The sequence below is a fragment of the Alteromonas gilva genome (assembly GCF_028595265.1).
In the GTDB taxonomy this organism is placed as follows: Bacteria; Pseudomonadota; Gammaproteobacteria; order Enterobacterales; family Alteromonadaceae; genus Alteromonas; species Alteromonas gilva.
On sequence record NZ_JAQQXP010000002.1, the window covers coordinates 163771 to 189922 of the forward strand.

At 50.9% G+C, this 26152-nt stretch carries 21 protein-coding genes; 11 read left to right on the plus strand and 10 right to left on the minus strand.

The window, feature by feature from the left end; all coding sequences use genetic code 11:
* Positions 1–24: 24 nt before the first annotated feature.
* The 4 genes from OIK42_RS14410 (at position 25) to OIK42_RS14425 (ending at position 5433) form a co-directional block, all read left to right on the plus strand.
* Positions 25–1215, plus strand: a complete 1191-nt coding sequence (locus tag OIK42_RS14410) for an amino acid aminotransferase (RefSeq protein WP_273641732.1) — start codon at positions 25–27, stop codon at positions 1213–1215.
* 104 nt (positions 1216–1319) lie between these two features.
* The gene (locus OIK42_RS14415) at positions 1320–2720 is read left to right on the plus strand and encodes an ethanolamine ammonia-lyase subunit EutB (RefSeq protein ID WP_273641733.1); all 1401 of its coding nucleotides are present in this window, start codon (positions 1320–1322) and stop codon (positions 2718–2720) included.
* A complete protein-coding gene (eutC, locus tag OIK42_RS14420; protein ID WP_273641734.1) occupies positions 2713–3588 on the plus strand; it encodes an ethanolamine ammonia-lyase subunit EutC in 876 nt (291 codons plus the stop codon). The genes OIK42_RS14415 and eutC overlap by 8 nt, the downstream gene beginning before the upstream one ends.
* A 135-nt stretch (positions 3589–3723) precedes the next feature.
* Positions 3724–5433 (plus strand): hypothetical protein, encoded by a 1710-nt coding sequence (locus OIK42_RS14425; protein ID WP_273641735.1) that lies wholly within the window; start codon positions 3724–3726, stop codon positions 5431–5433.
* 36 nt (positions 5434–5469) lie between these two features.
* Here the strand turns inward: OIK42_RS14425 and OIK42_RS14430 are convergent, their stop codons facing one another.
* Entirely contained in the window at positions 5470–6210 is a 741-nt protein-coding gene (locus OIK42_RS14430) for a hypothetical protein (RefSeq protein ID WP_273641736.1), read from the minus strand.
* A 134-nt stretch (positions 6211–6344) separates the two neighbouring features.
* Here OIK42_RS14430 and OIK42_RS14435 point away from each other — a divergent pair, with 134 nt between their 5' ends.
* Positions 6345–7484 carry a sensor histidine kinase gene (locus OIK42_RS14435; protein ID WP_273641737.1) on the plus strand — a complete coding sequence of 380 codons (1140 nt, stop codon included), beginning with the start codon at positions 6345–6347 and terminating at the stop codon, positions 7482–7484.
* Positions 7481–8131: a response regulator gene (locus tag OIK42_RS14440; protein ID WP_273641738.1), complete on the plus strand. Its 651-nt coding sequence runs from the start codon at positions 7481–7483 to the stop codon at positions 8129–8131. The genes OIK42_RS14435 and OIK42_RS14440 overlap by 4 nt, the downstream gene beginning before the upstream one ends.
* A 17-nt stretch (positions 8132–8148) precedes the next feature.
* On the opposite strand, the gene OIK42_RS14445 is transcribed toward OIK42_RS14440, so the two are convergent.
* Positions 8149–9375 carry a threonine/serine exporter family protein gene (locus tag OIK42_RS14445; protein ID WP_273641739.1) on the minus strand — a complete coding sequence of 409 codons (1227 nt, stop codon included), beginning with the start codon at positions 9373–9375 and terminating at the stop codon, positions 8149–8151.
* A 106-nt stretch (positions 9376–9481) separates the two neighbouring features.
* Between OIK42_RS14445 and OIK42_RS14450 the strand changes: the two genes are divergently transcribed.
* Positions 9482–9967, plus strand: coding sequence for a DUF6491 family protein (locus OIK42_RS14450; RefSeq protein WP_273641740.1), 486 nt, complete (start codon positions 9482–9484; stop codon positions 9965–9967).
* 149 nt (positions 9968–10116) lie between these two features.
* Here OIK42_RS14450 and OIK42_RS14455 read toward each other — a convergent pair whose 3' ends face one another.
* The 8 genes from OIK42_RS14455 to OIK42_RS14490 all read right to left on the minus strand — a co-directional run bounded on the left by OIK42_RS14455 (position 10117) and on the right by OIK42_RS14490 (position 20601).
* Positions 10117–11163, minus strand: coding sequence for a succinylglutamate desuccinylase/aspartoacylase family protein (locus tag OIK42_RS14455; protein ID WP_273641741.1), 1047 nt, complete (start codon positions 11161–11163; stop codon positions 10117–10119).
* 96 nt (positions 11164–11259) lie between these two features.
* Positions 11260–13389, minus strand: a complete 2130-nt coding sequence (locus OIK42_RS14460; protein ID WP_273641742.1) for a TonB-dependent siderophore receptor — start codon at positions 13387–13389, stop codon at positions 11260–11262.
* A 19-nt stretch (positions 13390–13408) separates the two neighbouring features.
* A complete protein-coding gene (locus OIK42_RS14465; protein ID WP_273641743.1) occupies positions 13409–14674 on the minus strand; it encodes a DUF3526 domain-containing protein in 1266 nt (421 codons plus the stop codon).
* Positions 14671–16104 (minus strand): ABC transporter permease, encoded by a 1434-nt coding sequence (locus OIK42_RS14470; protein ID WP_273641744.1) that lies wholly within the window; start codon positions 16102–16104, stop codon positions 14671–14673. Before OIK42_RS14470 ends, OIK42_RS14465 begins: the two co-directional genes overlap by 4 nt.
* Positions 16101–16823, minus strand: coding sequence for an ABC transporter ATP-binding protein (locus OIK42_RS14475; RefSeq protein ID WP_273641745.1), 723 nt, complete (start codon positions 16821–16823; stop codon positions 16101–16103). Before OIK42_RS14475 ends, OIK42_RS14470 begins: the two co-directional genes overlap by 4 nt.
* Positions 16824–17118: 295 nt before the next feature.
* Positions 17119–18228: a glycoside hydrolase family 88/105 protein gene (locus OIK42_RS14480; protein WP_273641746.1), complete on the minus strand. Its 1110-nt coding sequence runs from the start codon at positions 18226–18228 to the stop codon at positions 17119–17121.
* A 292-nt stretch (positions 18229–18520) separates the two neighbouring features.
* On the minus strand, positions 18521–18763 hold the full coding sequence (locus tag OIK42_RS14485) for a hypothetical protein (protein WP_273641747.1): 243 nt from the start codon (positions 18761–18763) through the stop codon (positions 18521–18523).
* A gap of 44 nt (positions 18764–18807) precedes the next feature.
* A complete protein-coding gene (locus OIK42_RS14490; protein WP_273641748.1) occupies positions 18808–20601 on the minus strand; it encodes a DUF885 domain-containing protein in 1794 nt (597 codons plus the stop codon).
* 230 nt (positions 20602–20831) lie between these two features.
* On the opposite strand from OIK42_RS14490, the gene OIK42_RS14495 reads away from it, so the two are divergent.
* From OIK42_RS14495 to OIK42_RS14510, 4 genes are all read left to right on the plus strand, one after another.
* Positions 20832–22061 carry a M24 family metallopeptidase gene (locus OIK42_RS14495; RefSeq protein WP_273641749.1) on the plus strand — a complete coding sequence of 410 codons (1230 nt, stop codon included), beginning with the start codon at positions 20832–20834 and terminating at the stop codon, positions 22059–22061.
* A 116-nt stretch (positions 22062–22177) separates the two neighbouring features.
* Positions 22178–23554: a YcjX family protein gene (locus OIK42_RS14500; protein ID WP_273641750.1), complete on the plus strand. Its 1377-nt coding sequence runs from the start codon at positions 22178–22180 to the stop codon at positions 23552–23554.
* Positions 23555–24466, plus strand: coding sequence for a DUF697 domain-containing protein (locus OIK42_RS14505; protein WP_273641751.1), 912 nt, complete (start codon positions 23555–23557; stop codon positions 24464–24466).
* 178 nt (positions 24467–24644) lie between these two features.
* Positions 24645–26021: an alkaline phosphatase PhoX gene (locus tag OIK42_RS14510; RefSeq protein WP_273641752.1), complete on the plus strand. Its 1377-nt coding sequence runs from the start codon at positions 24645–24647 to the stop codon at positions 26019–26021.
* Positions 26022–26152: the final 131 nt, after the last annotated feature.

Consider the following 26152-nt stretch of genomic DNA (forward strand, 5'->3'; position numbering starts at 1 on the left):
AAATAGTAATGATAAGGAAACACTATGTTTGAACATGTCGACGCGTATGCCGGCGATCCTATTTTTTCGCTGATGGAGAAATTTGTCAGCGACCAACGTCCGCACAAAGTGAACCTGACAATTGGCTATTACTTTGACGATAACGGCCAGGTCCCCGATTTTGGTTGTGTTAATGCGGCAAAAGCCTGGCTGGCTGATAACCCACCGGCGAGTCCGGTGTATTTGCCTATGGACGGTATGCCAGATTATCGCGCGAAGGTACAGTCACTGGCGTTTGGCGAGTCGTTACCGCTGGTGCAGGAGCGGCTAAGCTCAATACAAAGCCTTGGCGGCTCCGGTGCCCTGAAAGTGGGTGCTGACTTACTTAAACGCTATTTTCCTGATTCACAGGTCTGGGTGAGTAACCCGACATGGGATAATCACCATTCTATTTTTAAAGGGGCGGGCCTGACGACCAACACGTATCGTTATTATGACCCGCAAACCAGAAAACTTGATTTTACCGGTATGCTGGAAGACTTAAGCAAGCTGCCAGCACAATCGATAGTGCTGTTACACCCTTGCTGTCATAACCCGACGGGTATCGATCTTACTACCGAGCAGTGGCAACAGGTGATTGCTATTATTACCGAGCGTCAGTTGCTGGCTTTCTTTGATATGGCCTATCAGGGCTTTAGTGAAGGCTTAGCCGAAGATACCCGAGCAATCCAACTGATGGCTGAGTCGGGCCAGCCGTTCTTACTGGCACAGTCCTTTTCAAAGATTTTCTCTCTTTACAGTGAACGCATTGGCGCGCTCTATGTAGTGTGTGAAACGCCCGCGATAGCCCAAACCATACAGGGTCAGCTAAAGTTTACCGTACGTACTAATTACTCTACGCCGCCATCTTACGGCGCCAGGCTGGTCAGCCACGTGCTTAGCAATGAGGCGCTGACGGACTTGTGGCACCAGGAACTCGCGCAAATGCGCCAGCGTATGCATGACATGCGCCAGCAACTGGTAAGTCAGTTAACTGCGCTGCGTCCGGACTATGACTTTAGCTACCTGGCAGCGCAGCGAGGTATGTTTAGTTATACCGGGTTTAGTCCGGCGCAGGTAGCGCGTTTAAAAGATGAGTTTGGTGTTTACCTTATCGATAGCGGCCGTATGTGTATTGCAGGGTTAAACAGCAACAACCTGGAAGCCACAGCAAAAGCCTTTGCCGCGGTATGCTGATTACCTGAGCCCATGCGTTAAGTGCCCCTGCATTGCAAAATAACAGCGTCGGGGGCATGATGGAGAAGGATTTACATCCCTTCACCGTCTCAGGGAGGCGCGCTATGGCAGGATATCGTTATCAACTGGGTCAGCGTACCTTTCGGTTTAAAGATTTAGCCGGGGTAATGGCCAAAGCATCGCCGCTGCGCTCCGGCGATCAGCTGGCAGGGCTCGCTGCTACCAGCGCAGAAGAGCGAGTGGTTGCACAAATGGTGCTGGCTGATTTACCGCTCACTACCTTTCTTAATGAAGCGCTCATCCCCTACGAGCACGACGATATTACCCGGCTTATTATAGATACCCACGACAGTGAGGCCTTTGCACCGGTCGCGCATTTTACGGTGGGAGAGTTGCGCAACTGGCTGTTACTGGAATCCACTGATGCACAGGTACTGCAGGATGTGAGTCCCGGTTTAACGCCAGAAATGGTAGCGGCGGTGAGCAAAATTATGCGTAATCAGGATCTGATTTTAGTGGCGCGTAAATGTGAGGTCATCACTGCCTTTCGAAATACGATTGGCGTGCCCGGGCATTTCTCCACTCGTCTGCAGCCTAATCACCCCACGGATGATCTCAATGGCATTGCCGCGTCTATTTTTGACGGGCTCATGTACGGTAGCGGCGATGCCGTTATCGGTATTAATCCGGCGACCGATAACGTGGCGCAAACCATCAGGTTGTTACATATGCTTGATGAACTGATTAACCACTATGACATTCCTACTCAATCCTGTGTACTGACTCATGTTACCAACACCATTGAAGCAATAGAGCGCGGCGCGCCGGTAGATTTAGTGTTTCAGTCGATTGGCGGCACGCAAAAAACCAATGACAGCTTTGGCGTGTCGCTGGCCATGCTGCAGGACGCCCGCGAAGCAGCGCTGTCGCTGAAACGCGGTTCGGTGGGTCATAACCTAATGTATTTCGAAACGGGCCAGGGCAGTGCGCTGTCGGCGAACGGCCATCATGGTGTGGATCAGCAAACCTGTGAGGCGCGTGCTTATGGTCTGGCGCGGGTGCTCGACCCGTTGCTGGTAAATACCGTGGTAGGTTTTATTGGCCCTGAGTACCTCTATGACGGCAAGCAGATTATCCGCGCGGGACTGGAGGATCATTTTTGTGGCAAGCTGCTGGGCTTACCTATGGGCTGCGATGTGTGCTACACCAACCACGCACAAGCCGATCAAAACGATATGGACAACTTACTGACCCTGCTGGGCAGTGCCCGTTGTCAGTTCATTATGGGCATTCCGGGGGCCGACGACATCATGCTGAACTACCAGGCGACCTCGTTCCACGATGCGTTGTATATTCGTCAGTTGTTTGGTGCCCGACCCGCACCTGAGTTTGACGCCTGGCTACAAGAGCAGAAAATTTTTGCCAGAGGTGGCAAAGCATGGTTAACCGACGAACTATCGCAACGCTTTGCCGCCATGCTGCCCGGAGGAAATGCCAATGTCTGACCATCAGAATAAAAAACCGGCGCGCCACAACGAGCAGCACCTGCATGAAGACCGCTGGCAGCAACTGCGCCAGTTTACCGCGGCGCGCATTGGTTTAGGCCGCGCTGGCACCAGCCTGGCAACCAGCGAATTACTCAAGTTTCAGCTTGCACATGCGCAAGCCATTGATGCCGTGCATGCCCCGCTCGATAGCGCCGGTATTAAGCAAAGTATGCAGGCACTTACTTACCATGCTAAGCCGCTTGAAATAATCACTCTGCAAAGTGAAGCGGCGGATCGCTTAACTTATTTACAACGCCCGGATTTGGGCCGCAAGCTGAGAGAAGCAGGCGCTTATCAATTACAGCAATATCGCTGTGATGTGCCCGTTGATGTGGCGGTAGTGGTGGCTGATGGTCTTTCTGCAACGGCAGTACACCAACAAGCCCCCCGCTTTTTACCGGCATTGCTTAAGCAGTTAGAGCAGGCTGACAGGCCATGGCGAATTGGCCCGCTTTGTATTGTAGAGCAAGGCCGGGTAGCCATAGGCGATGATATTGCACAACAACTCAATGCTCAAATGGTGGTGGTACTGATTGGCGAACGGCCCGGATTAAGCTCGCCCGACAGCTTGGGTATTTACCTCACCTGGGCGCCCAGGCGCGGTTTTGACGACGCTAAACGAAACTGTATCTCAAATGTACGACCAGCCGGACTCGCCCCCGATAAAGCGGCCCATCGCTGTGCCTATTTAATGGCGAGTGCCCGCGATAAGCAGCTTAGCGGGGTGGCATTAAAAGATCGCTCAGATGATGCCATCAACGATCACTTACCGGTTAATCGGGTGTTTATGCTGCCGGTGCAACGCGACGATGAAAATTCGCAATAAACTGAATTATCCGGATTAGCTTACGGCCTCCGGCTATTTTGGTTTATATTAGCGCAACACGGAGAGATCATTAAAAGGTACGCTATTTAAGCTGGCAAAAATGAGCGCGTGGCTTGAACATCGGAGAGCAGGTAAATGAGTAAACGGCGAGGCGGGATTTTGCTAATACTGACACTTATCGTGGGTGTCGGTCTTTTTTTGGCCATTAACAAGTCAAATCCTCCCCCGGAAAAAAAGCCTCTGGCGTTTGTTCATGACTATCTGGAGGGGCAACTGGCGCATGCCGGGCAGGTTACGTTTTTACAGATATATGCCCGACAGGATGGCGCGATGGTGGGTCAGGTCGCGCTTAAAAGTGAGGAGGGCTGGCAGGCACTGCTTAACAGCGGTCTCATGGCGCTGCAGGAATTTGACTATAACCAGTTAACACTGTGCTTCGGTTATAATTTTGAGCCAGCAGCAACACCGCTTCAGTCAGTCGATAGTTATCAAACCTTAACCGGTGTAAAAGGTATTGAGTTTGAATATAACGGCAGATTTATTAACTATTGCGGATTAATTGCCATCGCCACAAACCGCACACCCTGGTTAATTCTCGAAGATTTCGCTACACAAATGGGCGTCGATATGGAAACGCTTAATTCAGCGCAACTAACGATGCAAACCTATGAGAACGAGCAGTTCTACGTTGATCTGACAAATCAAAATGTCTCTGCGTTGTATCGTGGCAATACCCTTATCCCACTAAGCGATGTGACGCAGGAAAATGTCACCGCAATGAGCGAGCGGTTAGCGGGGTGGCTGGTTAACAACACCAACAAAATAACCGGCCAGACGCAGTATAAATACTGGCCCAGCTTAAATGCATCCTCAACGTCGAATAATATGATTCGGCAATTTATGGCGAGCTACGCGTTGCAAGTATGGGCTAACCGGCAGCAGGATGAGGCATTGCTTGGGCTGGCACAGCAAAATTTACGCTATAACCTGGACACGTTTTACCAAAGTGAAGACGATATTGGCTATATCGAATACAGCGGTAAACGCAAACTCGGCGCTGCCGCCCTGGCTGCGCTGGCAATACACACCTCCCCGGACAGTGCTGATTTTGAGCGCTATTACGACGGTCTGGCGAAGGCGATCACCGAGCAGTGGCAAGCAGACGGTATGTTCAGAACCTTCATTCGTCAGGAGCGTAATGATCAACACAACTTTTACCCAGGTGAAGCATTATATTACTGGGCCCACGTTATTGAGCAGCAAGGACCATCATCGCCACTGTTAGATGAATTCATGGCCAGCGCCCGCACGTACATGGCCTGGCATAGAAATGCCAAAAACCCGGCGTTTATTCCCTGGCATACCCAGGCGTACTTTAAAGTATGGCAAATCACGCAGGACCCTTTTTTAGCAGACGCGATCAAAGAAATGAACGACTGGCTGGTGATCGTTATGCAAGGCTACGAAGAGCATTTAGGCTATGAGTATCCGGATTTTCAAGGCCGCTTTTATTTTCCTGATGGGGGCCTGGGGCCGCCTCATGCCTCAGCCACAGGCGTTTACCTTGAAGGGCTTATTGATGCCTGGTTGCTGGCCAAACAAACGGGTGACGAGACCAGGCAAGAACTCTATCGACTGGTTATTGTAAAAGGCATTCGTCATGCAATGCAGCTGGAGTTCGTCGACGATGCGGAAATGTACTACGTTAAAGACAAGCAAGCGGTGAGGGGCGGACTGCGATCGCGAGTGTATGACAACGAAATACGGGTCGATAATGTGCAACACAACTTACTGGCATTGCTTAAAATCCTCGACCGCTTCACTGCCGAGGATTTCAAGCCATAGTTGCGCTGTTGCTTAAGGACTAGCGGTTTATACCCGTTAACAGTGGTTAACCTTGGCGACGGGCGCGGCTGAATCAACGCGGTACTGGCGCGATAGGCGGCTAATTGCGATGCCACCAATTAATCCGGGTAGTACCCAAAAGGTGTATTGCCAGGCGCCAATATCACTGAAAAGGGTGCGTCCGCCGAAGGCGATAAACGCAGTGTACGCACCAATGCCAGAGCCAATATAACCGGCAAGGTGTTCAATGAGCCAGGCTTTAGCCGCTACCTGACGGGCAAAAATAAACCGCAACTGACCAATACTAATAGACAGTCCCAGTGGTGCAAAAACCAGCATCAGCACGTGTTGGTGCATTATCCCGATGACACCAATCAGAATGCTAGTTACGCCCAGCAGTGCAGACGGCGCAATACGTGATACCCGGCGCAGCGACTGACGACTCTGTTTGGCTTCAAGTGCCCACTGCCCCATCATGACAGATGCATACATTTGTACCGCTAAATGCAGCAAAAACAGCGCAAAGCGTTGTAAGTTGGCAATGGCCTCAGGATGACCCGCTAATTGCGGATTAACCGAGGCCGGTGAGTAAAACCATACCGTCGCCATGATGGCGCCACTGGCTATGGTAACAAGCATAATACGGCGATAATGGGCGCCAAACCTGCGGTGATTTAACCCGCCTTTACGCGTTGTAATGGGCACCCAAAAAAGCGCCAGGCTAATCGCACCGGCAATAATGTGGCTCAGTAACAGGGTTTGGTACAGGTAACTCATCGCTATCTCCTTAACAATCTGACGTAAACAAGGTTAGCGATAAGCCTGGTTGCCCTGTAGTGGTAAAAGTCATCTTGTAAAAGATGACTTTTGGCCTATTCCAAAACCCGCCGATTTAACTAATACTGGCTAGCATGAAATTATCCCGAATACCTATCACCCCTGAACAAGTTGGTGCCGTTGTTACCATCATTGTGGTGGCCCTGGCTAACGCCTGGGTGCTGGCTGGCTCAGAGCGTTATGACTTAACTGATATCCTCAGGGTGCTATCGTGCTTTGGGCTATTTACGGCGATGTTCCTGCTGGCAACGCGCGAGCAACCCTTTCAACACGATTTACCTGTGCGCTATACCCTGATAGTCGCCCAATACCTACTGGTGCTAACACTTTTTAGTATTAGCCCACTGAGTTTTAACGCCATTTTGCTGGTGATTTGGTCGGCGTTGTTACCGTATTACATGCCGTTTAAAAAAGCCGTGTGGTTATCGCCATTGTGGTCGGTTGGGCCGTGGTTGGTATACGCTTACGCATGGCAGCAAAATGGTGGTCTGTGGATCACCGCCATTTTGTTCTGGACATTTAATTTGTTTGCGTTGGTTATGATGGAAAGTCGCAACCAGGCTGAACAGGAGAAACAGCGGGCAGAGCAGGCAAACCGTGAATTGCGGGCGCTGCAGGATCTCATGCAGCAGGCAGGCCGCAAGGAAGAGCGTACCCGCATTGCGCGGGATATTCACGATCTGGTGGGTCATCACCTAACCGGATTATCGTTGCATTTACAGGTGGCATCACGCACCGTTCCGGCCGCGCAAAAGCCAGTCATTGATCAATGTTTAAGTATTGCCCGGTTATTGTTGTCCGATGTGCGCGAGGCAGTATCAGATATGCGTGAATTTGGTCAGCTCGACTTGCTGCAGGCGCTGCAAGCCCTGATTGACCCACTGCGCGATAAAATACAGGTCAATATTGCCTGCAATACCGATATTAGTGGTTTAAGTCTGTTGCAGGCCACCAATTTGTTACGTTGTATTCAGGAAAGCCTGACTAACAGTTTGCGTCACGGCAGAGCCGATACACTGGACATACATATTTACCGTGCCAGTGACGCATTAATCATTGATATCACCGACAACGGCTCAGGCAGTACCCGTTTTACGCCGGGTAACGGGCTCAAGGGCATGCAAGAGCGGATGGCAGAGCTAAATGGTAGCGCTACCTTTACTTGCAGCGAAACGGGCTTTCATGCCTATTTAAGTTTGCCGGAGCCGCGATGATACGGGTATTGGTGGTCGACGATCAGCAGCTTTTGCGCCAGGGGCTGTGCAGTTTGCTGGCGCTGTCAGACGAGATAGAGGTCGTCGGACAGGCCAACGATGGTGTAGAAGCGCAGCAATGGCTGCAACGTCACCCCGACGCCGTGGATGTGATGCTGTTAGACATTCGGATGCCGCGTATGACGGGGATCGAGCTACTCAATACGCTCAAGCAGGCCAACGCTCTCATTGCCACTATTATGCTGACCACCTTTGATGATCACGAAAGCCTGATGGGGGCCTTAAGCGCCGGTGCCAGGGGGTATCTGTTAAAAGATGTGTCGCTGGAAACGCTGGTGGCAGGCATTCAGGCGGTACATGCCGGCGAATCGCTAATTCAGCCAGCCATTACCACCACATTGCTCAACAGCTTACAGGGCCTGGCAACTGCCTCAGATGAACCTGACTTAACAGAGCCGTTATCCGAAAAAGAGAAAGAGATCCTGCGTCTTATGGCATCGGGTTGCAGCAACAAAGAAATTGCCGCGGCCTTGTATAAGTCTGAGGGCACAGTAAAAAATCAGGTGTCTAATATCCTCGCTAAGCTGGGCGCCCGCGATCGCACCAGAGCGGTATTGCGGGCGGTGGAACTGGGGATTCTGGGTTAGGCGTTGAGCGACCGCCGTTACAACGCCTTCTTCGTGGGAAACACCACATTGGCAAAAATAAGCCCGGCCACTAACGACATAAAAATTAAAAATACATCCTGGCCGATGTGCTCAGCATTAACAAAATCCTGCCCCGAGACAAAGGAATTTAAACCGATGTAGGTTTTGGAGCCCGGAACCAGCACAATCAAACCATGCATGGCAACAATGGTGGCGGGCTGGTTGGCAATGCGGGTAAAGGCATTGGCAAACACCCCCAGGGTAAATGCGCCCATAAAACTGCCGATATTTTGCGGCAAAAAGTCAGAACTCAGGGCCGTGGCACTATAGCCAATCAGCGCGGCGGCCAGGCCCCAGGGAATATGTTTAGCGCGGGTTTTGAAAATAGCGACCAGGCCAAATCCCAGCAGTACAACAGCCACAAAAGTCGACCAGTAGGGCAGTGATTCAGCCGGCGCGTAGGTGTTTTCGCCAAATAAGCTAAACCCGGTTGCGACGCCTAGAAACGCGCCAAAATAGAGTTTAAATAACTGCATCATGGCGTCCATAATGCGCGCTGTGCCCGACACCATGTTGCGCGATGACAACTCGGCCAGGCCCATAGTAAGCGCCAGGCCGGGCACAAAAATAATCACCGACGATAAAATGATGAGCGGTATATTAATGCCCGGATCAACATAGCGGCTGGCGGCGCAGGCTAAAAAAGCGATTACATACGCTGAGACCGGTTCCATCATCATTGCCACCCGCTTGGAACGCTCTGACCACAGCACCCAAAAATAGGCAACGAAACCAAATAAGCCCGACCACAACACTTCAGACCAGCTGCCACCCATCAACATACCGAAGGCGCCGGTAGAGAGCCCGTAAGAGCAACCCGTTACCAGCTTGCCATAGGGGCTGGGCATGATATCTATTTCGTCGAGGCGTTGGTCGGCCTCGGCTAATGTAACCTGACCCGACAGCAATAAGTTGGCCAGTTCATCGGTGAGCGACAGTGAGTTTAAGTCAAGCTCACCGGGCGCCAGACGGGCGTTATGGCTGTACTCTTCTTCGTGACGATCGCTCCAGATGACCACCGATAACGAGGTTGGAGTAGAAATAAACGACGCATGCACGCCCAGGTAATGCGCAACTTCGGTCAGGTAAGCCTCCAACCGAAACGCCGGAGTACCGTATTTATGCAACATTTTGCCGAGTTTTAATATAAACCGGCGAACCTGAATAAACTCTTTAATATCCAATTTTTAACTCAGTAAATAAGGCTACATTGAGCGAATGTTTATAAATGGAACCATTTTTGGCAGCGCTTGCCCAATGAGTATAACAAGCTTGTGTAGGAGCGTATTGATGAAAAAGATGTTTATTTTGTTCGTCGGGATATTTTTACTTACCAGTTGTGCGTCGCCACAGCTGAGCAATAAAGAAATGGTATCTCTGATTGAAAATTTTGTTGAGGAACAACAATTAGAGCGGGATCATACCGTGAGTGCCTTCAGGCTGGACAGTTATGGTCAGCTAAGTGACGAATACCTGATCTTCAGAAGTTCGCCGTCGCGGCATTTCCTGATTAAACTTGTGCCCCGCTGTGATGCAATTGGCTTCTCGGCCGCTCTGTTGTTGCATCGTCGTTTTGGTAATACCCTGAGTGAAGGCTCGGACTTTGTGTATGTGCCGGACTCGCTGCCATTCAGATGTTATATCAACCGTATTTACCCGCTTAGCCGCGAACAGCACGATTTATTGCGGGAAACTATTCAGACCGAAATTAAGGAGCTGGAGCTTAAAGAGCAGCGGCTTGAAGAAGCCGAAGCCAAAGCCGAAGTTGAGAGCTAGTGGCCTCTACCCGGCGTTACACGCCTTGTTCCAGCCAGGCGTGTAACGCGGAGCCCCGGTCAAGCCGACTTCGGGCCGATGACTATAACGGGTAGCTGCCCCAATCCGGGCAGGTTAATTCCGCGCAAGCTAAACGCGCAAGCGCTAACCTACTGTCTGATACCAATAGCCACCGCTGATTCGCCACTTCGAATGGGCGGCGTTTCATTAATCATCATCACAATGCCAGCATCCGGCGCAGTGATGTCTTCTACTTTGTTGCCAAAATAATCACTGACCTCGCCGAGCACTGTTCCGGGCTGCACAACATCACCAATGGTAACCAGCGGCGTAAAAAAGCCGTCATTGTGACTGTCCAGATACTTTACCTTTTGGTAAATCGCTGGCTCAGGGTGGGGTGTGGCATCGCCTGCAATCATATCGAGAAAGCGCAGGGCATTTTTTGCCACCGTCAGCGCTTGTTCTACAAACACATCGTCACGCTGACCGAGGTGGCCAATTTCGGTGGTTAATCCCGGCTTACCACGGGTCATAGCGGTATTGGGATACGAAATAGAGTTTTGCGGATCCCGTGGTCGCTCGCCGTACATCACTATATGCTGCATGCCGGTCGCCTTGGCGAACTCAAAGGTCAGGGCATCTAATTTCGCATCTCCCACAAACGGCGAATAAACATGATTGAGCAGTTTTTGATTGGCGCTGCCTGAGTGCATGTCGACTAAAAAGTCGCATCTGGCAATAAATTCCCGGGTCAGAAACTCGGAAATTTGCTCAGTTGACGTGCCAGCTTTGTCGCCCGGAAATTCGCGGTTAAGGTTTTTTTCATCCCGCGGGTTCAGTGCCAGACGGTGCTCATGAAAACCATCTAGGTTTGCCAGGTGCACTATCACCACGGTGCCTTTTAAGGTATCGGCCCTGAGTTCCTTACCGAGCTTTTGCAAGGCCAGCATCGAGGGGAATTCATCACCGTGAATGCCCGCAGTGAGCAATAGCACCGGGCCGGGCTTATTGCCATGCACTACGGTAACCGGTAATGCAATGTCGCCTTCGGTGGCGAAAAAGGTGTTTTTTTCACCCACTGGGGTGCTTACACCCGCGAGCTCAAAAGCGCCGTCGGCAAAGGCGCTGACACTGCAAAGGCTAAGGGCGGCGAACAATACTACCGCTAACGAGTGAGATAACTTTTTATAAAACATGGTGTGTAACATCCTGTGCTCAGGGTAATTAATCAACAATTTAAGTGATGACGACAACGTATGGCCTGCATCAGAGCAGGTCATACGAAGTGGAGGTTAAAACAGGTACCGTAAACTGGCTCTGGCATTAAGGGGCTTGCCAGGCTGCGTCCAGAGCGCCGAATAAGAGTTATCATAATATTCCTTATCAAAGAGGTTATCGATGACCAGTCGGGCGGTAAGCTGCGGCGTTAATTCAACCACGCCGGAGACGTTCACAATAGTATAACCAGGCAGTTTATAATCAGGCGCTACGGCATCCCCAACGCGTTCATCCACAAAGGTGAGACCGGCAGAGACGGTTGTGGGATACCCGCCAAGGCTAAAGTCGTGTCTTGCATTTAACGTGAAGGTATGTTCGGGAATATTGACCAGCGGCGTGCCTGCAGTAATTTCGACGCCCCAATCCGGGTTGGTAACAGTGTTGCTGTTGCTGGCATCCACATAGGCATAGGACATGATCACAACCGTATCGTCATACACGGTGGCTGTAATGTCGAGTTCTACGCCTGAACTTTCTACTTCGCCCATGGCGATGGTGCCGCCATTGACCGGATCAGCCGCTAAGATATTGGATTTTTCAGCGCGGAAAACAGCCAGCGTGCCGGTAACGGAGTCGTTGTCGGTATTAAATTTTACGCCGCCTTCATAAGACTTACTTTCTTCTGGTTCAAAAGCATTGCCGTTATTATCAACCCCGCTATTAGGGCTAAAGCCCTCAGAGTAGCTTAAGTACAGAGACCAGTTATTACCCGGCAGATAAACTGCCCCCAGTCTCGGACTGATCGCCGTTTGTGCCTGCGAGGTGACAACGCCATTGCTGAGGTTAGTGACGTGCTGTTCAAAATCGTCAAAGCGCAAACCTATAAGCATTTTCAGGGAAGTAGCGAGGTCAATTTGATCCTGTGCATACACGCCGTAGGCCTGTTGCTCTTCCTTGGTGTTGATGACGATGCCCATCGCCGGCGCTTCGGCGCCGTACTGAGGGTTTAGCAAATCAACCGAATAGGTTGGATCGCCGCCGCCCCAGTTGGTTCGCCAGCGCTGCATTAACTCTTTATAGTCATAGTCATAGGCGTCAGCGCCAATAAGTAGATGGTGCGCCATGCCAGCGGTTTTAATCTCACCGCTTAATTCAAAGCGCGCAGAGAGGTCGGTGGTATCGTAATCACGATAGCGACGCTGTCGGGAGAGGGTTTCGCCATCTACCAGTAATAGCTGTCTACCGGCTGACAGCTCAGGCTCAGTTGAATAGCCTTCAAAGGACGAACCTCGTAAGCTGATTCCGCTATTGATACTCCAGTTAGCATTCAGGTTAGTTTGTATTGTGAGTTGATGCGCGAGTCCTTCTATGGACATCGGGCCATCACCCGGTTCACCGTAAAACGTGTCGATGGGCACCACACCAAACTGCATGTCAGGAATAGCGATGCCGCGGTCAAAATCGGCTTCCTGATCAATGTATTCGAGTTCGTAAAAAACACTGGTATCCGGGTTCAGGGCATACACCAGCGAAGGCGTTAAAAAGGTTTTTTTGCTATCTACAGTGTCTCTGAAGCTGCCGGCATTTTCATAGGCACCGTTAACTCTGAATGCAAAGTCTGAGTTAATGGCATTGGTATAATCCCCTTCAAGCCGGTAGAGGTCGAAACTGCCTGCGGTTGCCTCAAGATAACCTTCTTGCTCGAACTGCGGCTTTTTGGTCACAATATTAATGGTACCACCGGGTTCGCCACGGCCATACAATGCAGAGCCTGGGCCTTTGAGGATTTCAATAGCCTGAATACTTGAAACATCCCGTTTACCGGTAAAGCCTCGGCCGGTATTAAAACCATTAACCAGATAACCGGAGGGCTTGTTGCCATCCCCGGCAAACCCGCGAATAGCAAAGCTGTCCCACAGTCCGCCAAAATTATTCTGACTCGCGATGCCGCTGGAAAATCTGAGGGCACTTTGTAAATCCATCACACCCATATTATCTAATAGCTCTTCAGTAACGATGCTTACCGATTGTGGCAGCTCTTTTACCGGTACATCTCCGCGATAAGCCTGACGGTGTTTGACTATCGATATGCGCTCTACATCCTTATCGGATGCGGTACTATCCTGTGCCAGTGCCTGAGGTGCCAGCGCCACTGCTATGGCCAGGGCAATGCCGTGTTTTATAAGTCGAACGTGTTGTTTCATAATTGTGCTAGCTTCCAGCTTATTTCATTGAAGGTTGTTCAGGGGTAAATTCAGGCCTGGTGTCCAAAATCTGCATTTTAAATTGCTGATTATTAAACAGCAGTGGGTAGTAAAAGTGTCTTAACTCGCTGTGAAAGCGACGTACCTGCTGCTCATACTGCCATGCCGCAACGGCATCTGTTTCGGCCCAATGAGTCAGGGTGCGTTGCAATAGGGTTGCTGGCGACAACCAGGCTATCCAACCGGCAATTCGATACTTTTGTTCGGCGCTTTGCTGATACGCAAGCGCGAGCGGTGCTGCTTGTTGATCGCCCACTTGTTGAAACGCGTAATACCATTTCCATTCAAACAAGCTGCTAATCTCAGTTTTACCTGCCCATTGTGGGTGAGTGGCAACAAAGGCGTCCATCGTGGTGTGAACCGGCAGATCCCAGGCGTCGTTAACGGCTTCCCGCTGGGTCATTAAAATTTCACCGCCCTGCGGGCCATGCACGGTTTTCTCAATCATTACATTACCCACCGCAGGGATAATAAAAGTAGTGAGTAACCAAAAACCGAGTAGAAAAGACGCCAGTACTGGGGCCGGGTAGGTCATTCTGGAAACTCCGTAGCACAGTGCGCTCCAACCCGCCAGATAGACTAGCACCACAAGGGCCACTGCCAGTATCATCGCTGCCGAAACGCCATTGAGCAGCGCTGCGATGGCAAATGGCAGGAGCAAGGACAGCCATAAGGCAAGCATCAGAATGAGCGTTCTTAGCGGCCATAAACTCATACCCGAGCGCGCTGTCACCGTTAGAAAATCGAGTCTGCCAGACGCGCGTTCAGCAGCCCGCATGTCATGCAGCAACAAAATGAGCAGCAGAGGAGCAAGTACGGCAACCACAAAGGCAAAATCGATTCGCCCGGTCATAGCCAACTCCGGGTTTTGGGTGTCTGACTCGTGAATTTGCCCTTCCAGCGCAAGCATTCTGATGCGGTGCTTCCATGGGTAGACATCCCGAACCCCCAGCGCTGCAAAGGCCAGAGGCGACGGTGACGAATACGTGAGGTGAAAGCTGTAATAGGCAACATAACCATAGTCATGATGACTGGCGGTCACTTCCTCACGGTCTGTTTTGTCAGCCGCGAGCAGGCGCTCAATGGTGGCATGCTGCTGAGCGACTTCGGCACTGCCGGTCCATACCGAAAACAGGGCAATCAGTAAGCTTGCAAGCAGTACAAATTGCGTTGATTTTCTACCTAATACGAATCGCGATTCACGACGGATATCCAGCCAGTTCATACTCTTTTACCTGCAAATAAAATGGTCCCAACGACGACTATCAGTGACAACAAAAGTTGCAGTAGCGAGGCAAGACTCTGTGCCACACGCTGCTTAGCAGCGAGTCCGGTGAAACGAAAATCATTGAGAATGTGCCAGTTTTCGGCGCTCACAGTCGCCTTCTTTTTAGCTTCGTGGCTGCTATATTTATTGCTGTCTGCGGCGTAACTTAGTCCTTCAGCATGCAGTTTGTTGAGGGATTGTACGAAATCAAAACGCACAGCCTCTGCCTCGCGTAAAAAACGGTGATAATTTTCTAAATCTGTACCAGCCAGTTTCATTGAGGCAGTTTGAATCGCGAGCACAGGTGAAAGCCAGCCAAAGCGTCGGGCTATATCGGACTGGGCTTTCTCGCGCTGCATTTGTTGTTCGGCAAACTCATTAAGCACCTGGGTTAATTGCGCTTCTGATTGCTGAGCGACAATGCCTTTAAAATTAACCGGCAGATCTTCAACCTTGTCGACGTCGTATTTGGCCAGCAGGTTATCTTTAAGAGCTTTAAACGCAGGATCACCGGCGTTGTGACCATCGCCCATCTGCCGTAATTTGTGCAATACGGCAAAGTCGGTTTCCAGCTTGCCGGGAGAGTTAACCATGACACTTGCGGTATTGGCGGCAATACGAGGAACCATTAAACACAACAGGATCCACAGCGCGATTAATGTACTAAAACTGCTGCTGTTAGACGGCGACAGGGTCGAGGCGAGCAAAACCACACCACACCAAATGCTCAGGTACAGCAGGTAACTAACAATAAACACGGCGGCGGGTAAGAGTGCTGCGCCATTGAGTACGGCAAAGACAGCGCCGATGATGAGAGGCGATAGCACCAGCACCACCGCCCCCGCCAAGGCAAGTCCTTTGCCCGCAATGAGTGTCAGTGGTGATACGCCCTGTACTTTTAAAAAATCAAGCGTGCCGGCCTCGCGCTCGCGGGTCATTACGCCAAAACCCAGTATGATAACTAATAGTGGAGCCAACACCTGCATAATGTATGACGGTGTCAGTCGTCCCAGCCAGGTCAGGCCACTACTTTGTTTTTGGTCGGCAAACGTGGCGCCGTTCTGACGATGGCCTTCCAGAAAAATAGCCGTGCCGGTAAACGGGTCGATGCCTGGGTCCAAACTGGAAAGCGGCAGCGGCGCACGAAATAAATAATGCCCATAATGCACCATTCTGTGAGGGTGTCTGTCGGGCTGATCAACAAAGGTATCTTCCGAGCTTGCCTGCATGTGCTGGCGTTGCTCTGCCGCCAATTGCACTGCGGAATAGGTGACCCATACGGATGCGGCCATCAGTAAAAATGTAATTATGACCACCGTTTGCGCCAGTTTAGAGCGCCGCCAGTAGCGCCATTCGTCACGGGCAATGGTTAATAGCGTATCGCTCATACTTGCGCCCCTTCGGTAAAGGCGCGATGTACGGCTTCGGAGTCAATATTGCCGTTTTCCGGCGCATCAAACATGCCGACAATTTCGCCGTTGCGCAGTAAACCAATACGATTTGCTACATGACAGGCGCCGTATACATCGTGGGTTACCATTAAAATGGTGACACCCTGACTGGCTAATTGTTTAACCAGGCGGTTAAATTCGTCAATTGCAACCGGATCAAGCCCTGATGTCGGTTCATCTAAAAACAGCACAGGCGTTTCACGTAATAAAGCTAAGGCAATGGCTGTTTTTTGTCGCATGCCCTTGGAGTAACTGCTCAGCGGTGTTTGCCAGGCTTGTTGCTGCAAAGCGACACGGCCTAACGACGCGGAAATATCGGCATCCGTTTGCGGTTTACCTGCGAGCGATAAGAAATAGCGTATGTTCTCGAGAGCATTTAAATGGCCGTAGAGCATCACTGATTCAGGTAAATAAGCGACTTTTTGGCGCACAATATCCGGCTGTGTCTGAACACTAATACCGGCAATTGACACAGAGCCCGAGGTGGGCGTCATCAGGCCCAATAATGTTTTAATGGTTGTTGATTTACCGGCACCGTTGCCGCCCAACAATGCCAGTACTTCACCCGCTCTGACATCAAATGTAACGTTGTTTAAAATTTGTTTGGAACCAACCGAAACACAAAGCTTTTCGGCACTGATTACAGCGTCTGACATTCTTACCTAATCCGTTCTTATTGTTGATATGTTATAATATAACATTTGATGGTCGCAATAATGCCAGAGCTGACGGCTTATTGTCTACGAAATTTGTTTGCTTATCGCAAACTGATTTGCCAGCAGTAATGGCCAGCAACAATAGGATAGGCTTCGGGAACGCCTTGGTCGTTTATACAGATAACCTCAGCGAGCTGGTTAAAAAAGCGTATTGCAAGCGGGTATTAACCCCGTTGCCCGCAGCAGTGTTAACATGATAGTGACGCCGTGTAACCAGGTTACGCGCCGTGCCAGCTTAGTCCTGCGCTAATTTATACAGTTCACTACCGGCCGAAAGAAATGCGCCCACACCATATACTTCGGTTTTATCCGGCCAGGCGTCACCGGGGCCAGCGCCCACGGGTTGAACATAACCAAGCATGCCGTCGCTGGTGATATGGCTGGTTAAACTTTGCCAGCCGCGCTCGATGGTAGGGAGATAGGTGTTTTTATCCAGATAGCCATTATTAACTCCCCACGCTAAGCCATAGGTAAAAAATGCCGTACCTGAGGTTTCGGGAGTCGGGTACAGCGCGGCTGCTTTCAGGCTCATTGCCCAGTGACCCTCTTGTGTTTGCAACGCAATAAGGCTGGCAGCCATATCTTTATAAAGGCGTGTGAAGTAAGCTTTTTGTGGTCCTTGTGGTAACTCTTCGAGGATTAGCGTCAGGCCGCCAAATACCCAGCCATTGCCGCGCGACCAAAATATTTTATGGCCATTGTCTCGCTCATGAATAAAGTGCTCGTCGCGGTAAAAGAGGTTTTCCTGCTTATCATAAAGGTGATTTACCGTGGCAACATATTCGGCAAACATCCAGTCACGAAAATCATCGTTGTTGGTAATGTTAGCCAGTTTGGCCCACACTGGTGGCGCCATAAACAGCGCATCGCACCAGGTCCAGCGCTCGGTATATTTATAATGATTTAAGCGCATGGGCTGGGTGCTGGGGTTATTCATAATCCAGTTGGTACGGTCGAGGGTTTTCGCCAACATGTGCGGCTTTTTGTATTTGCGATAAAGCTCAATGTACAGCTGGCCTACTGCCTGATCATCAGCGTGGTATTTGCCCGGACCCAAATCCCAGTTGTTTTGGGCAGCCACATCAAGCAAAAACTCGTAGTATTTGTTGGTGGGAGCCATTTTTGCCCACTTTTCCATGCCGATGTAAAGGGCTCCGTAAGTCCAGGCGTTAAATCGGTTTTCCCATTCATTTTCACGTTCCATGTCGTCATGGAAGTGCTCTATTTGCCAGTCGGCCACCCGTTGCATATCTGTCATTATCTGACTTTTGTCAGGCAGTTTTGCCTGCGCCACAAAAACCAGCTGTAAGATGACAGCGGTTAATGTGCAGATAAAAAGCTTCATTGGTGTCAATCCTTAAACTCTGTTGCCAGACCTGCCAGGTCAATTTCTGCCAAGTCATTGAGATATATAAGAGCGATACAAACGCGAAACATTGCGGCCAGTGGCTTACGCTATTTGCAGTACCAATAGCATGCCTGACTGGAAAAAAATAATGAAAGTGCCTGGATTTATTTTATTTTTCAGTAAAGTTCAGGATATGAACTCCCAGGCTGGTTGCTGAGTTCAACAGTGAGGTGATAGGTTGCCTACCGTTTTCAAGGGAGTATCAGAAATTGCGACATGCAACTGTTCGTTATTGAGCATCTTGTGCCATCGAGTACAAGCGGGCGAGTTCATCATTCAGACTGGTGGCGGGCATACTTTGCCCTGCTCGCTGATACCAGTAGCGGGCGTTAAATTCATCGCCTTCTTCACGGTGCAGGTAACCATGAATAAGGCAGGATAGCGTGTCGTTGCGATCCTGCACAAGGTCATGGGCGGCATCCCAATTGCCCTGCTCAGCATGTTTGAGTGCCTCAATATGTAGTGCTGTCATTTTTTCTGCCTCGCTGCTTTCGACGATTGTGCGTATATCTCACATTACTCTTGGTATGGCGAGGGGCCGCCTTCGGCAATAAAGCGTTCTACTCTTTGTTCCAGCACGGCCAGGGGCACGGAGCCCATTTGCAGGATCATGTCATGGAAATGGCGAATGTCGAAGTCGGCACCGAGTGCTTTTTCAGCGGCTGCGCGGTGTTCAACAATTGCCATCTGACCAAGATAGTAAGACAGTGCCTGACCGGGCCAGGCAATGTAGCGGTCAACCTCGGTGGTGATTTCATGCACCGACAGCGCAGTATTGGCCTTCATAAAATCCTGCGCTTGTTGGCGACTCCAGCCTTTGGCATGAATACCCGTGTCTACCACTAAGCGAGCGGCCCGCCACATTTGATAACTGAGCATACCAAATATTTCATAAGGGGTATGATAAAGCCCCATTTCTTCACCGAGCAATTCTGAATACAACGCCCAGCCTTCGCCGAAGGCCGAAATATAACTTTGGCGGCGGAATTCCGGGATAGCGTTGTTTTCCAGTGACAGTGGCATTTGAAAGGCGTGGCCCGGTGCTGACTCATGTAAGGTGAGTGCCGGCAACGAATAAAGCGGCCGCGACGGCAGATCGTAGGTATTTACCAGATACACCCCCGGACCACCGCGCCCGGCGGTGTAAAAGGGAGCGATATCATCGGGCACGGGAATAATGGCAAATCGTTTGCGCGGCAGATGACCAAACCAATCATCGGCGACCCCGTCAAACTCTTTGGCAGTCCAGGCGGCGCGGTCGAGCAGCGCCTGAGGTGTATCGACGTAAAACTGTTCATCGGTGCGTAAAAAGGTTAAAAAATCCTGCAGATTGCCGTCGAAGCTGACCTCTTTCATGACGTCGTGCATGCGTTGACGAATTTTCGCGACTTCGGCTAAGCCAATCTGGTGGATCTCCTCGGCAGTCAGCGCCAGTGTGGTATATTTTTTAATTTGCGCCTGGTAATACGCCTTCCCATCGGGCAAATCATAGCCGGCTATCGAAGGCTGCGCATTGGGTATGTATTGTTCCTGCAGAAAAGTTAATAATCTTTGATGGGCCGGGATCACGTATTCGGCAATAACCGCCTGTGCTCTGGCTTTCAGCTCAGCGTGTTTAGCACTGCTTATACTGGCCGGGATTTTAGTAAACGGCTGAAAATAGAGGTTGTCTTTGCCTTTGGCGTTAACCACTGAAATGACCGACGCATCACGTCCTTGCAGCGAAATTTCAGGCAGCGTGAACTGACGCGCCAGGCCGAGCCGCATATTGGCAATTTGTTGGTCAAAGTAGCGTGGCATATCCTGCAACCAGGCCAGGTAATTGTCGAAATCCTGCTCGTGGCGGAAGGTTTTACGCGCCTGATACGCCAGATTACTCCAGAATGCTGTATCACCCAGCAGGGGCTTTTCGTAGGTTTTAAACTGCTGATCAGCAATCAGTGTCTCAATTTGCAGGCGGTAAACCGCATAATTCACCTGATTGGCCTCTGATAAGGCGCTGACATCAATGCTATCGAGGGTGTCCAGGGTAGACTGCCAGCGAGCTAAACGTTGTTGCTGCGCGGCAATGCTGACATCAGGCAGACTGGATGAGGCGTAATTGTCATCGGTGTTTTCGTCGCTGGTGCTTTTATTTTGTCGCCAGGCCCATTCCGCCTGGTATAAGGTTTCGAAGCGACTGTTTGCGTTGGTCGCGCTACTATCACCGTGTGCGACGGTCGCTGACGAACAGCTGGTGATCGTTAAACCCGACGCTGCCAACAGGGCTGACAGTGTCATGATTCGTGCAAGGTGGTTGAGTCTGTTCATGCGCTTCTCTTTTATTGCGTCGCTGCTAGTGCTTATGGTTTAACACCTGTATTCGGGCAGTCAGATACGTAATACATTGGTCTTTATACTGCCGTAACACAGCGTGTGGTGCGAGTTAAAACCGTTAACTTGTGCCTAAAAGCAGATCAATAAACGCCCATGCAGGTCTTATCATGGCGTCGAATACGTTATCATAGCGCGCAAGAGTCGCAGATAGACGTGGAGATAGTATGCAACAAGGTATCGGTGGAAAGACCCAGGCACAGGCGCTGGCCACACTGACTGACATGACACAGGGCGCGCTGGCTATTGAGCCTGGCGAGTTTGCCGCGCGTATCGCCCTGGCGCAACGCTTTATGCGTAACAACAACATTGCCGCCATTTACCTGAATGCCGGGACTAACCTGAGTTACTTTACCGGCCTTGACTGGTATGCCAGCGAGCGCCTGGTGGGTGCTATTTTACCCGCCAATGGTGAGGTGGTGTTTATTGCGCCAACATTCGAGATTGCTTCTTTGCAGGAGCGCCAGGTGATCGGTGGCGAGATAGCAGGCTGGCAGGAACACGAAAGCCCCTACGTTCTGGTGGCTGACGTATTGCAAAATATGGGAGTGAAGTCGGGGGATATCGTTGGTGTCGATGAGTCCACGGCGTTCTTTATTGTCGATGGCTTTAATCAGGTATTCCATGACATCAGTATTGTTAACGCCAGCCAGGTCACGGCCCACTGCCGTATGCATAAGAGTCCGGCTGAGCTTGCGCTTATTCAGCGTGCCATGGACATGACCCTGGCGGTACATAAAGCCACGGCCAGCATCTTATATGAAGGTATTACTACCACCGACGTCGAGCAGTTTATTAACGATGCGCACAAAAAAGTAGGCGCCAGCGGCTCGTATTTTTGTATTGTGCTATTTGGTAAAGCCACATCCTTTCCTCATGGTGTTAAGGATCCCCAGGTACTTAAACAAGGTGACCTGGTGCTGATCGATACCGGTTGTAAGCTACACGGTTATTTGTCGGATATTACCCGTACCTATAGTTTTGGCGGCGCTACCGATAAGCAGCGGCGCTTATGGCAGGCCGAAAAAGAAGCGCAGATAGCGGCCTTTAATGCGGCTAAACTTAATGCCCCTTGTGGCGATGTGGATGCCGCCGCCAGGGCTAGCCTTGCCACTGCTGGCCTGGGGCCGGATTATAACCTGCCGGGCCTGCCACACCGAACCGGTCACGGCATTGGCATGGATATCCACGAATGGCCTTATTTGGTCAAAGACAACCCTCAGCCTTTGTCTGCGGGAATGTGTTTTAGTAATGAGCCGATGATTGTGGTGCCCGGTGAGTTTGGTATCCGGCTGGAAGACCATTTTTACATGACCGACAACGGGCCGCGCTGGTTCACCGCGCCGGCACACAGTATTGATAATCCTTTCAGCGTGGCTGCGGTGGACGATCAATAAGCTGTAACAAAATGTGGCTAAGACTTGAACCACGGTGCATCGTCGCCACTGAGTAGCTATAGTAGGTCGATAGCCAACTGAGCCTGTTGGCCCGGCAGCAGAAAAGGAAAAGACCCATGCGTCAACTAATGAGGAGCGTAATGAACCCGGTCAGGCGAGCCACTGACGCGGGCTCGGCACAGTTTGCGCAATGGTTTATGCAGTCGACGCATCGCTTTACCATTACCGGCCTGTCACGCAGCGGCAAGTCTATGCTGTTTACCAGTTTGATGACCATTTTAAAATATCGCAGCGAACAGCATTACCAGTGCTTGCCACTGCTGCGTTATTTACCCATGGATCTGGTCGAAAAACTGTGGATTGAGCCATTAGGTGATTTGCCTGAGTTTCCGGTCGATGCCCACTTACAAGCACTGGAAAATGGCCAGTGGCCGCCTGCAACCGAATCGGTGGCAGGCTTTCAGTTAATCGTACGGCTGCGCCAAACCCACCAGGTTAAAAAGTATCTGTTGCCTTTTACGGATGTGGTGTTTGAGTTTATTGACTACCCGGGGGAATGGCTCACTGATTTACCGATGCTGGATAAAACCTATACCCAATGGTCTGATTCAGCCTGGGCCCAGCAAATGAACGAGCCGCAAAGTCAGTTTGCCGGGACCTGGCATAAATGGGTCAATGCCTTTGACTTTGAGCAGCCACCCACGCCCGATAATATTGCCGGACTCGTAAATGCTTACCGTGAGTATCTGCTCACCGCAAAAGCCGCCGGGATTTCTATGCTCCAACCGGGCAGCTTTTTAATCCCCGGCTCTGGTTTTGACTGGCAGGAGTTCGGATTTACGCCGCTGCCCTCGCGAATTAGCAGCGATCAGTCGAGCCCCTGGACGCAGCGCTTCGCTCATCATTTTGGCCTGTTTCAAACCCAGTGGTTGCAAACATTAAAACAAAACACGTTCAGAGAAACCGATAAACAAATCATCCTGGTGGACTTGTTTGAGGGGCTGAACCATAGCAAGAGCCATCTCTATCAGCTGCGCGAAACGCTGAGTAATTTGTCACACACCTTTGTATACGGCAATCCCGGATGGCTGCAGCGGCATCTGCTTAAACAGCGTAAAATAGCCAAGGTCGCGTTTGTTGCAACCAAAAGCGATCTGTTACCCGCCTCTGAGCACGACAACCTGCTGGCGCTGCTTAAAGACGTTACCCGCGGCGCCACAGCGCAGTTAAACGATGATGTTCAGTTTGAACACTTTTTAGTGTCGGCAATTCAGGCCACCGATGCTGGCAGCACGGCACAGGCGCTGCGCTACGTGAATCAGCAGGGGCGCTATATCGAAGCCACTTTCGAGCCTTTACCTGATTCACTAAAAGCCATGCCGGCGGATGAACATTACCCGGCTTTGCCTGCGGGCGTGCCCAATGATTATCTGGCCAGAATGTTAAATGGCAATGGTCTCGATCGCTTGTTGCAGTACTTGCTGGAGGAATAAATGATGAGTGAAACCACCGATAAACCCTATCGCTCCAAAGTGACCCAAACCGAAATAGACCAGCAGCCGCCGGATCATGCCATGCCGGCTAAACGTGATACCGTTGCTGAGGTGGTGGTTGAGCCTGCCAGGGGGCTCTCGGCTAAGTGGCTTGCGCTGCTGTCAGGTACAGGCTGCTTGTTGGGCTTTAGCCTGTTTGAGGCAGTTGCGTTTATTGAGGCAAACTTTGCCTCGTCGCCCATCGCCACATCAATACTGGCAATAATACTGAGTGTCTTTGTGTTAAGTGTGACGATCCTCACACTAGGCGAAGTGCGCGGCTATCGCAAGGTGACTAAGTTTATACACCGGCGCCCTAAACTGGCTGAATTGGCGGCCAACGATTCCCGCCAGGCAACGTTGCAGGCGCTTAGCTTACATGCCGGGCAGTTTGCTCCCCATAGCTATGCCCGGCAATGCTACAAACGCTTTACCGGATTACTCAAAGCCGATCACAACAGCGCCGAAATCGTGGCTATGTACCGCCAGTTCGTGGCCGAACCGGTAAAAGTAAAAGCCGGTGAAGTAGTAAAAAAAGAATCCATGGCCAGCGGCAGCATGGCGTTTATCAGCCCCAACCATCTTATTCAGTCGTTGGTGATAGTGTGGATCAGCATGCGTACTATCAAACGCGTGGCGCGGGTATATGGCTTACGACCGGCAACGGCGGGCAATTGGAAGTTAATGAAAATTTTAGCCCAGAACCTGGCGGCGCAAAGTATTTTTGACCTGGCAACGGATGAAATGACCAATCAGTTAAGCGGCTCGCTGGCGGCTAAATTAATGGAGAACTCAGCCGAAGCTGTTGCCGCCGGGGCGCTGAACGTGCGTTTGGGCAAAACCCTGATGCGCTTGCTCGAAGAGGAAAAATAGTAAGCCGGCGCAGTGCCTGCTCGGTAAAGATTGCGGTTTATCCGGTTAAATCGCAAATTGACCGTGTTAAGACTTGTGTGCATGGAACCTCGCGCCATTTTATCGTTCATAGGTGCGACACATCAGATTTGCCACAGAGCGCAGCGAGTGTCGACATTAATGCATCGCAGGAAGAACTATGATTACACGACGACAGTTTACAGCCGCGCTCGGTACATTGGGTGCTATCGGGGTGACCGGCAGTCTATTCAGGCACCCTGCCGCTGAGGGCGCCACACCAGGGCCTATGAAAACGGCCGCCGGTTATGGCCCGCTAAAAGAAGATCCCAACGGCTTGCTGGATTTACCTGACGGTTTTTCCTATACCGTGCTGTCGTCATTTGGCGATAAAATGGATGATGGTTTTAGCGTGCCGGATGCGGCCGATGGTATGGGTTGTATAGCCATTAGCCAAGATGTGGTGGCCCTAATCCGTAATCATGAATTACAGCCTAAGCACCTTGAAAAATATGGCCCGGGTCAACCGCAGCCTCTCAAATCAGAACGCGCTTACGATACCAACAACAAGGGCGAAGCCTTTCCCGGTGGCACAACTACCATCTACTACAACACTAAAACACGGCAAAAAGAGCGCGAGTTTTTGAGTTTGACCGGTACTATCCGTAATTGTTCTGGTGGTGTCACTCCCTGGGGGAGCTGGCTTACCTGCGAAGAAAGCGTCGATACGCCTAGCGATGAGGGCTCGCAATATCACGGTTATGTGTTTGAAGTACCGGCAGCAGCCACGGGACTGGTTGAGCCAAAGCCACTTAAAGCGCTGGGGCGATTCAATCATGAGGCGGCCTGCGTCGACCCGGATTCAGGCATTGTGTATTTAACCGAAGATCGTGGCGACAGTTTACTCTATCGCATGGTGCCTAACGAATATGGCAATCTGGCGGCCGGCGGTAAGCTGCAGGCGCTGGCTGTAAAAGGCTACCCTAGGTTTGACACCCGTAACTGGGATAAGCGTGAAATGCCGGTCGGCGAATGGCTTAATGCGCAATGGGTTGATATAGCCAATCCGGATAGTGCAGAGGATGATCTGCGGCGCCAGGGTTATGCTAAAGGTGCTGCGTTATTTGCGCGGGGAGAAGGTATTCACTGGGGCAAGGGCAAGTTGTATTTTTGCTGTACCAACGGCGGCCATAAAAAACTCGGCCAGGTCATGGCCTATCATCCCTCTGCCTACGAAGGGACACCGGCCGAGCACGATAGCCCCGGTCAGCTGCAGTTATTTGTTGAAAGCGCTAACAGCGACATTCTCAATTTCGGCGACAACCTGACGGTATCACCCGGTGGTCACCTCATTATTTGTGAAGATCAGTACTCAGCCATCGTCGATAATCACCTGCGGGGCGTTACGCCTGATGGCGAAGTTTATCCCTTTGGTAAGCTGAATATGCAAACAGAGCTGGCCGGTGCCTGCTTCTCACCCGATGGCACGCAGCTGTTTGTTAATTTGTACTCCCCGACCAGGACACTGGCTATTTCCGGCCCCTGGCAACACCTCTGAAATGCCAATCACCGCGGCTGCAACAAAGCCGCGGTGATATTCCACCTCTCCTGGCTATTATTCCTGTTTTTATGCGGAATAATTAATATAAATTATTCCTGCGAATAAAAAATTATTGCGTAATAAATACA

What these genes read in the sequence shown, in the direction of transcription:
- OIK42_RS14460 (WP_273641742.1), bottom strand. Translation starts at nt 13,389, where the DNA reads ATGAAACAACACGTTCGACTTATAAAACACGGCATTGCCCTGGCCATA.
- eutC (WP_273641734.1), top strand. Translation starts at nt 2,713, where the DNA reads ATGTCTGACCATCAGAATAAAAAACCGGCGCGCCACAACGAGCAGCAC.
- OIK42_RS14440 (WP_273641738.1), top strand. Translation starts at nt 7,481, where the DNA reads ATGATACGGGTATTGGTGGTCGACGATCAGCAGCTTTTGCGCCAGGGG.
- OIK42_RS14485 (WP_273641747.1), bottom strand. Translation starts at nt 18,763, where the DNA reads ATGACAGCACTACATATTGAGGCACTCAAACATGCTGAGCAGGGCAAT.
- OIK42_RS14455 (WP_273641741.1), bottom strand. Translation starts at nt 11,163, where the DNA reads ATGTTTTATAAAAAGTTATCTCACTCGTTAGCGGTAGTATTGTTCGCC.
- OIK42_RS14480 (WP_273641746.1), bottom strand. Translation starts at nt 18,228, where the DNA reads ATGAAGCTTTTTATCTGCACATTAACCGCTGTCATCTTACAGCTGGTT.
- OIK42_RS14495 (WP_273641749.1), top strand. Translation starts at nt 20,832, where the DNA reads ATGCAACAAGGTATCGGTGGAAAGACCCAGGCACAGGCGCTGGCCACA.
- OIK42_RS14500 (WP_273641750.1), top strand. Translation starts at nt 22,178, where the DNA reads ATGCGTCAACTAATGAGGAGCGTAATGAACCCGGTCAGGCGAGCCACT.
- OIK42_RS14470 (WP_273641744.1), bottom strand. Translation starts at nt 16,104, where the DNA reads ATGAGCGATACGCTATTAACCATTGCCCGTGACGAATGGCGCTACTGG.
- OIK42_RS14510 (WP_273641752.1), top strand. Translation starts at nt 24,645, where the DNA reads ATGATTACACGACGACAGTTTACAGCCGCGCTCGGTACATTGGGTGCT.
- OIK42_RS14410 (WP_273641732.1), top strand. Translation starts at nt 25, where the DNA reads ATGTTTGAACATGTCGACGCGTATGCCGGCGATCCTATTTTTTCGCTG.
- OIK42_RS14415 (WP_273641733.1), top strand. Translation starts at nt 1,320, where the DNA reads ATGGCAGGATATCGTTATCAACTGGGTCAGCGTACCTTTCGGTTTAAA.
- OIK42_RS14425 (WP_273641735.1), top strand. Translation starts at nt 3,724, where the DNA reads ATGAGTAAACGGCGAGGCGGGATTTTGCTAATACTGACACTTATCGTG.
- OIK42_RS14475 (WP_273641745.1), bottom strand. Translation starts at nt 16,823, where the DNA reads ATGTCAGACGCTGTAATCAGTGCCGAAAAGCTTTGTGTTTCGGTTGGT.
- OIK42_RS14435 (WP_273641737.1), top strand. Translation starts at nt 6,345, where the DNA reads ATGAAATTATCCCGAATACCTATCACCCCTGAACAAGTTGGTGCCGTT.
- OIK42_RS14505 (WP_273641751.1), top strand. Translation starts at nt 23,555, where the DNA reads ATGATGAGTGAAACCACCGATAAACCCTATCGCTCCAAAGTGACCCAA.
- OIK42_RS14450 (WP_273641740.1), top strand. Translation starts at nt 9,482, where the DNA reads ATGAAAAAGATGTTTATTTTGTTCGTCGGGATATTTTTACTTACCAGT.
- OIK42_RS14430 (WP_273641736.1), bottom strand. Translation starts at nt 6,210, where the DNA reads ATGAGTTACCTGTACCAAACCCTGTTACTGAGCCACATTATTGCCGGT.
- OIK42_RS14490 (WP_273641748.1), bottom strand. Translation starts at nt 20,601, where the DNA reads ATGAACAGACTCAACCACCTTGCACGAATCATGACACTGTCAGCCCTG.
- OIK42_RS14465 (WP_273641743.1), bottom strand. Translation starts at nt 14,674, where the DNA reads ATGAACTGGCTGGATATCCGTCGTGAATCGCGATTCGTATTAGGTAGA.